Origin of the sequence: Rhizobium sp. SEMIA 4085 (genome assembly GCF_013004495.1) — a bacterium.
In the GTDB taxonomy this organism is placed as follows: Bacteria; Pseudomonadota; Alphaproteobacteria; order Rhizobiales; family Rhizobiaceae; genus Rhizobium; species Rhizobium gallicum.
The window spans coordinates 1-1,441 of the sequence record NZ_JABEPH010000653.1; the positions used below are offsets into that span (position 1 = coordinate 1).

The following is a 1,441-nucleotide window of genomic DNA, read 5'->3' on the forward strand; positions in this document are numbered from 1 at the left end:
ATATTACGACACCTGCGGCATTCGCACGCTTTCCATCCGCATCGGCAACGCGGGCACCTATCCGGCCAGCGAGCGATCCGTGGCAATCTGGATCAGTGCACGTGACCTGGCGCAACTGGTTAGAATCGGCCTTACCCACCCCCTCATCGCCGCAACCGTCGTCTATGGCGTTTCCGACGCCGAGGAGAGTTGGTGGAACACCGGGTTGGCACCCAGACTTGGCTACCAGCCGCAAGATCGGCCTCGTGATCATGCTCGCATAGAGGAACCGTCGGAAGGGCCGGTCGCCCTTGCGTTCCAGGGCGGAGCGTTCTGCGAGCCCAATCGCGACGGCAACATACGCATGCGCAATGCCGAGGGTTTGGCCAGGAGCCCGGAGACGGTTCCATGACGACGCCGCGGATCGTCCGTCCGCAAGTCCGTCCGGTGCTGCAGCAGCCGCTGGGAGTGGGTGAATCGCCGGTATGGGACGAAAGGAGCAGTACGCTCTGGCTTGTCGACATACAAGCGCCAGCCGTCATCCGGATCTCGCCGCAAGGAAAGGTCGATCGCTTTGACATGCCGTCGGCGGTCGGCAGCCTTGGGCTTTGCCGCGACCGGCGTGTAGTGGTCGCACTTCGAACGGGCCTGCATCTTTTCGATCCCGTTTCGGGAGGCTTCGAGCTTTTGTGCGATCCAGTGGGGCGCGTCAACTGTCGTCTCAACGATGGGAAGGTCGGCCCCGACGGCCATTTCTGGGTCGGGTCCATGAGCGAGACCAAGCCGCAGACCAATGACGCTGCGCTCTACCGCCTGGGACCGGACGGCAGCGCACGGACCGTCGCGACAGGGCTGACCAGCTCCAACGGGCTTGCCTGGTCACCAGACGGGCGGCGCATGTATCACTCCGACAGCCGCCAATGTTTCCTGCAGGCTTTTGATTTCGATCCGGAAAAAGGCGAGCTCGCAAACGCCAGCCGGCTTCGTGTCTTCTCGGAGGAGGAAGGCCGGCCCGATGGCGGCGCAACCGACCGGGACGGCTACTATTGGAGTGCGGGCGTTTCCGCGGGCCGGCTTAACCGGATTTCTCCCGCCGGGGAAATCCTCGAGATCTACATTCTGCCGGTCGCCGCGCCGACGATGCCCTGTTTTGGCGGTCCTGACATGCGGACGCTCTTCGTCACGAGCCTGTCGACCAACCGCAGCGGCCATTTCGAAGCAGGCGCGGTCGTTGCTTTCGACGTGGACGCCGAGGGCTTGCCGCCCTTCCGCTTCGGTAATTGATAGAAAGGGGAAGAAGATGGGCATTGCAACCATGCGTCAGGCGCTGACGGGCGTGTCGGGTGTACCGGTCACGGCCTACGACGAAAATGGCGAAGTCGAGCCGCAAATCACGGCAATGGTCTACCGCAGGGTGGCAGCTGCTGGCATCCTCAATATTGGTGCTGCCGGAGACACCGGG

General features: G+C 63.2%; 1 protein-coding gene and 2 pseudogenes. All 3 read left to right on the forward strand.

What is annotated here, in order from left to right; all coding sequences use genetic code 11:
• A pseudogene (locus C9413_RS32080) lies at positions 1–391 on the forward strand (NAD(P)-dependent oxidoreductase); the annotation flags it as partial.
• Complete coding sequence (locus tag C9413_RS32085) at positions 388–1,263, forward strand: SMP-30/gluconolactonase/LRE family protein (RefSeq protein ID WP_040115335.1); 876 nt, start codon at positions 388–390, stop codon at positions 1,261–1,263. The pseudogene C9413_RS32080 and the gene C9413_RS32085, both read left to right, overlap by 4 nt.
• 16 nt (positions 1,264–1,279) lie before the next feature.
• Positions 1,280–1,441, forward strand: a pseudogene (locus tag C9413_RS32090) (dihydrodipicolinate synthase family protein); the annotation flags it as partial.

Bases quoted from the DNA above. Each gene is read 5' to 3' on its own strand.
- C9413_RS32085 (WP_040115335.1), top strand. From the start codon at position 388: ATGACGACGCCGCGGATCGTCCGTCCGCAAGTCCGTCCGGTGCTGCAG.